A 4,627-nucleotide genomic window follows, 5' to 3' on the forward strand; every position below is an offset into this window, starting at 1 on the left:
CGCTCCCCGCCCGACCCGGGCCGCTCGGGATGGTCGGGAACGCACTGCGCGGTGCGCTGATCGGCATGGCCGAGCTCGTGCCCGGCGTCTCGGGCGGCACGGTCGCACTGGTGACCGGCGTGTACCCACGGTTGCTGGACTCGGGCGCGCACGTGGTGGACGGGATGCGGTCGGCGATCCTCGGCCCGGACCGCCGGGCGCGCACGTCCGCGGCCTTCCGTCACGTGGACTGGTGGCTGCTGCTCCCGCTCGCGGTGGGCATGCTGGCGATGGTCTTCACCATGGCCGGGGTGCTCAAGGGCTTCGTCGAGGGGAGCCCGGAGATCGCACGCGGGCTGTTCCTCGGCATGGTCGCGGCGAGCATCGCGGTGCCGCTGGGGATGGCGCGGGCCACCCCGGGTGGACGGAACTGGGCTCTGGGGCTGATCTTCGTCGGCGGCGCGGGGCTGGCGTTCGTGCTGTCCGGGTTGCCCAGCGGGACGATCAGCGACCCGTCCTACCTGCTGGTGTTCGTGGCCGCCGCGGTGGCGATCTGCGCGCTGGTCCTGCCCGGTGTGTCGGGTTCGTACCTGCTGCTCGCGATGGGGCTCTACGCGCCGACCCTCGGAGCCGTGGACGACCGGAACTTCGCCTACCTCGGGGTGTTCGCGCTCGGTGCGCTCGTCGGGATCTCGCTCTTCGTCAAGATCCTCGACCGGTTGCTCGAGGACTTCCGCAAGCCCACCCTCATCGCCATGGCCGGCCTGATGCTCGGCTCCCTGCGGGCCCTGTGGCCCTGGCAGACCGAGGAGGCCGACATCCTGGCGCCGGGGTCCGACTGGCCGGTCGTCCTGGCCGCGGTGGGGGTCGGCGTCGTGGTGGTGATGATCGTCCTGGCCGTCGAACGGTTCTTCGCGGCCAAGGCGGCGACCACGGACCCGGACCCGCGGGTCACGGCGCTCGAGGACCGGGAGTAGGCGGCCCGGCCGGATCGATGATCAACTGCGGCGTCGACCGTCAGTCGTCCTCCTTCCGGGCGACGTCGAAGACCATCTTCTGGACGCCGTTGCCGTAGGCCTCGTGCTCGGTGAGGATTAGCGGGATGGCGTCGACGTCGGCCGCGCCGAAGAGGCGCCGTCCCGCGCCGAGCAGGAGCGGGAAGACCAGGAGGTGGTACCGGTCGACCAGGCCCGCCTCGGACAGGGAGTGGCCGAGGGTCGCGCTGCCGTGGACGAGGATCGGGCCGCCGTCGGTCTCCTTGAGCCGCGCCACGTCCTCGACCGAACGCAGGATGGTCGTCGGTCCCCAGTTGTCCACGAGGTCGTCGGCGGTCAGGGTGGTGGACACCACGTACTTCGGTAGTCCGTTGTACCTGGCGAAGTCCTCCGTCATCTCCGGCCAGACCGGGGAGAACGCCTCGTAGCTGCGGCGACCCAGTAGGAGGGCGGTGGCCTCGTCCTGCTCGCGTCCCTTGATCTCGTAGGCGGCCTCGTCGAAGGGGATGTCCCGGTAGGTCCAGCCGGCGTTGCGGTAGCCCTCCTCGCCGCCGGGTGCCTCCATGACCCCGTCGAGCGACATGAAGGCGGTGATGATGAGCGTGCGCATGTGGGTCCTCTCGGTGTGCGCTGGTGTCGTGGCGCGGGGAGGGCGCCCGGTGACGTCTCAGGCGTGGGCCAGGACCTCCGACTCGAGCCGCCGGTACCCGGCCTCCATCCCGTCGACCATGCCGGTGCCGAGGATCATGTCGCGGAGCTCGGCGCTGTCGTAGGTGATGACGAGCGTCATCAGGGTCCCGTCCCCGACGGCTGTGAGGGTCTGCTCGTTGCGCGTCGGTGGCGCGTCGGCCCCCTCCATCGTCTCGGTGAAGACCTCGCGGTGCGGAGGGTCGGTCTCGATGAGCTCTCCGACGAGCGCGAACGCCTCGCCCTCGACCCCGGCGTCGGGGGCCCACTCGAAGCGGGTGGTCTCGCCGGGCGCTGAGGCGACCCGGCAGCCGACCAGGGCCCAGCCGTCGGGGCCGTGGAACCACCGGTTCAGCAGTTCCGGCTCGTGGTGTGCGTCCCAGACCTGCTGGGGTGTGCCCCGCAGGATCCGGGTGAAGCGCACCTGCGTGTCGCTGAGGAGCTGCGCTGCGGTCGCGCGGTCGGCGGCGAAGGAGCGCAGGTCTGCCAGGACGTCGTCGATCTGCGCCATCGCGGAGCGGGTGCCCTCCTCCATGCCCAGCTCGAGCAGCTGCTCGAGTTGGTCGAGGCTGGTGAAGTACGTGGTGGTGGTCAGGCGGGCGCCGCTGTCGGTCTCCTCGAAGGAGAACACCGCGCGCATCGTCGGCATCTCGGGGTTGGGGCGGCCGTCCTCGTCGGTGAAACCGTCCAGGATCTCGAACGAGCCCCCCTCGATCACGGACAGGTACTCCCAGTAGCCGCCGCTGCGGGCTCCGTCCGGCCCGGTCATGTAGTACTCGGACCGGCCGCCCGGGTAGATGTCGTGACGGGTGAAGGTCGCCGGCCACTCCGGCGGTCCCCAGAACCTCTCGAGCTGGCGCGGGTCCACGTACGCGTCCCAGAGCCGGCGGACCGTCACGGGGAAGTCGGCGACGATGGTCATCGTCAGCTCCTCGAGGTCCTTGTCTACGGATGTCACTGGCATGATCGGATCCTTCTCCCTCGGTGGTGGTCGTACATTGTGCTTGTGGTCAGTCGTCGGCGAGCAGGGCGTCGAGCCTGTCGATGCGCCCCCGCCAGAGGCGCTCGAAGCCGTCCAACAGGGTCTGGGCCCTGCGGATCGCCTCGGGGTTGCCCCGGATCCGGCGTTCGCGTCCGTGGCGGTCGTCGGTCACGAGTCCGGCCTCCTCGAGGACGTTGACGTGCTTGCGGACCGCCGCGAACGACATGTCGTAGTGATGGGCGAGGTCGGAGATGGAGCACTCGTCGGTGAGCGTGCGACGGACGATGTCCCGGCGTGTGGCGTCGGCCAGCGCCCGGAACAACCGATCCACGTCGTCGTCACTGAGATCCACCCCGCGTGTGTGATATGAAACCATTTGGTTTCATGTTAGGTCGCGGCGGGGACCGGGTCAATGGTGCGGCCCAACTCGCCCGCCGCGATGTCGTGGGTCGCCCCTACTCTGGGTGCGTGCGGTCGAGCGTGAGGGTCCCCGAGTCCGAGGTCGAGCGGTTCGTCGGGACGGCGGCCCTGGCACGTGCGCGCCCTTATGTGAACCCGGACGCAATCGGCGACGTGAGCTACAACCCCGGTTCGCGGACGCTGTCCGCACTGGTCACGGGCAGCGGCGGGCGCCGGTATCGGACCGAGGTCGCCTTCGGGCATCCCGATGCGAGCGGTTGGTCCCGGCCGAAGCTCAGCACGTGCACGTGCCCGGTGGCGATGCGGTGCAAGCACGCCGCGGCGCTCATGTTGTTCGCCGGCGTGGATCCGGACGGCGGCGCACACAGCGGGGTAGGCGGCGGGGAACCGGTACCTGAATGGCGGCGGCGGGTCGAAGAGATGATGCACGGCACGGCGCAGCAGGCCCGACCGCGGGAGTCCGAGGTCTATGGACTGCAGCTGTCGGTGGTGGCGGACGAGACCGTGGACGACGGCTGGACCGGTGGGTTGCGGCCCGGGTTGGGCAACCGGCTCCGGGCGCGCATCGTGGTCCCGGGCAGGGGCGGGCGGTGGAAGTCGGCGGGGGTGGAATGGGACCGGCTGCGCTACGGCTGGACCGCGGACATGAGCGCCGCCCAGACAAGCTGGTTCCGCGCCGTGGACGCGCTGGCCCGTAGTCGTCGTCAGGCCAGGGTGTGGTTGGACCTGTGCGATGCCGAGGTCCCCGCACTGTGGCCGCTCATCTCCACCGCCGCCGAGGCCGAGGTGGAGATCGTCCCCGATGACGGCCTGCACGACGTCCGGCCCGGGCCGCGCCGGCGCGTCGGGCTCACGGCCTGGTCACCCGATGGCCTGCAGGTGGTGGTCACCGCCGCGGCGGAGGTGCTGCCCGACGCCGACGGCGCCCAGGAGATGCCCGACGACGACGAGGAACACGACCGCCCCCTGCCGGGCGCACTCGTGGGGGAGCGCGGGGACCTGGTCGCGGTGGTCCGCGACAGGGTGTTGGAGCTCTGCCCGGTCGGGCGGCTCGACCACGGGGTGGCCCGCGATCTGCGTCGATGGCGTGAGCTGACGATCCCGGATGAGTCCGTCGCCGAGTTCTGCGGAGAGTTCCTCCCCGGTCTCGTCGACGCGTTCCCGGTGGTCGACCGAGCCGGTCGCCTGGAGCTGCCGGAACCAGACCGCGTCGAGTTCGAACTGGTGATCCGGCGCTATGCCGGGCCCGACTCCGCGGACGGGCCGGACCTCGTCGCGGAGTGGTCCCGGCTCGACGTGTTGCGGATGAGCGACGGCACCGAGACGACGCGCCGTCGTCCGCTGACAGGTGGGGACCTCGGTGCCGCCGGACCGATCCTGGCCGACCGCGAATCGCTCGAGCTCGCGGTGAGAGTCGAGGAGGCCGGGTGGGGGTGGGTCGTCACGCCCGGGCCCTGGCGGGTCACCGGGCACGACGCGGCTGTGCTGCTGGCGGACGGGGTGCCCGCGTTACGCGCCCTCGACGGCGTCCGGTTGACCGTGCGCGACGGGGTCCCGGAGATCC

4 protein-coding genes and 1 pseudogene are annotated in these 4,627 nt (G+C 71.1%); 2 read left to right on the plus strand and 3 right to left on the minus strand.

From position 1 onward, the window contains the following. Nucleotides 1-956 (plus strand): DUF368 domain-containing protein (locus tag G6020_RS11725; protein ID WP_241732683.1); only part of this gene is annotated, 956 nt, incomplete at its 5' end. 40 nt (nucleotides 957-996) lie between these two features. Here G6020_RS11725 and G6020_RS11730 read toward each other — a convergent pair. From G6020_RS11730 to G6020_RS11740, 3 genes are read right to left on the minus strand one after another with little or no spacing between them, the layout of a single operon-like run. After that, complete coding sequence (locus G6020_RS11730) at nucleotides 997-1,584, minus strand: dihydrofolate reductase family protein (RefSeq protein WP_182610750.1); 588 nt, start codon at nucleotides 1,582-1,584, stop codon at nucleotides 997-999. Nucleotides 1,585-1,641: 57 nt separating this feature from the next. Further along, nucleotides 1,642-2,625 carry an SRPBCC family protein gene (locus G6020_RS11735; RefSeq protein ID WP_182610751.1) on the minus strand — a complete coding sequence of 328 codons (984 nt, stop codon included), beginning with the start codon at nucleotides 2,623-2,625 and terminating at the stop codon, nucleotides 1,642-1,644. Nucleotides 2,626-2,671: 46 nt separating this feature from the next. Then, complete coding sequence (locus G6020_RS11740) at nucleotides 2,672-3,019, minus strand: metalloregulator ArsR/SmtB family transcription factor (protein WP_179523520.1); 348 nt, start codon at nucleotides 3,017-3,019, stop codon at nucleotides 2,672-2,674. A gap of 92 nt (nucleotides 3,020-3,111) precedes the next feature. Between G6020_RS11740 and G6020_RS11745 the strand changes: the two are divergent. Next, nucleotides 3,112-4,627, plus strand: a pseudogene (locus tag G6020_RS11745) (helicase SNF2); the annotation flags it as partial.

This window comes from Dietzia sp. B19 (assembly GCF_014145155.1).
Taxonomy (GTDB): Bacteria; Actinomycetota; Actinomycetes; order Mycobacteriales; family Mycobacteriaceae; genus Dietzia; species Dietzia natronolimnaea.

Excerpts from the sequence above, each read along its gene's own strand:
- G6020_RS11740 (WP_179523520.1), bottom strand. The coding sequence starts at position 3,019 with ATGGTTTCATATCACACACGCGGGGTGGATCTCAGTGACGACGACGTG.
- G6020_RS11735 (WP_182610751.1), bottom strand. The coding sequence starts at position 2,625 with ATGCCAGTGACATCCGTAGACAAGGACCTCGAGGAGCTGACGATGACC.
- G6020_RS11730 (WP_182610750.1), bottom strand. The coding sequence starts at position 1,584 with ATGCGCACGCTCATCATCACCGCCTTCATGTCGCTCGACGGGGTCATG.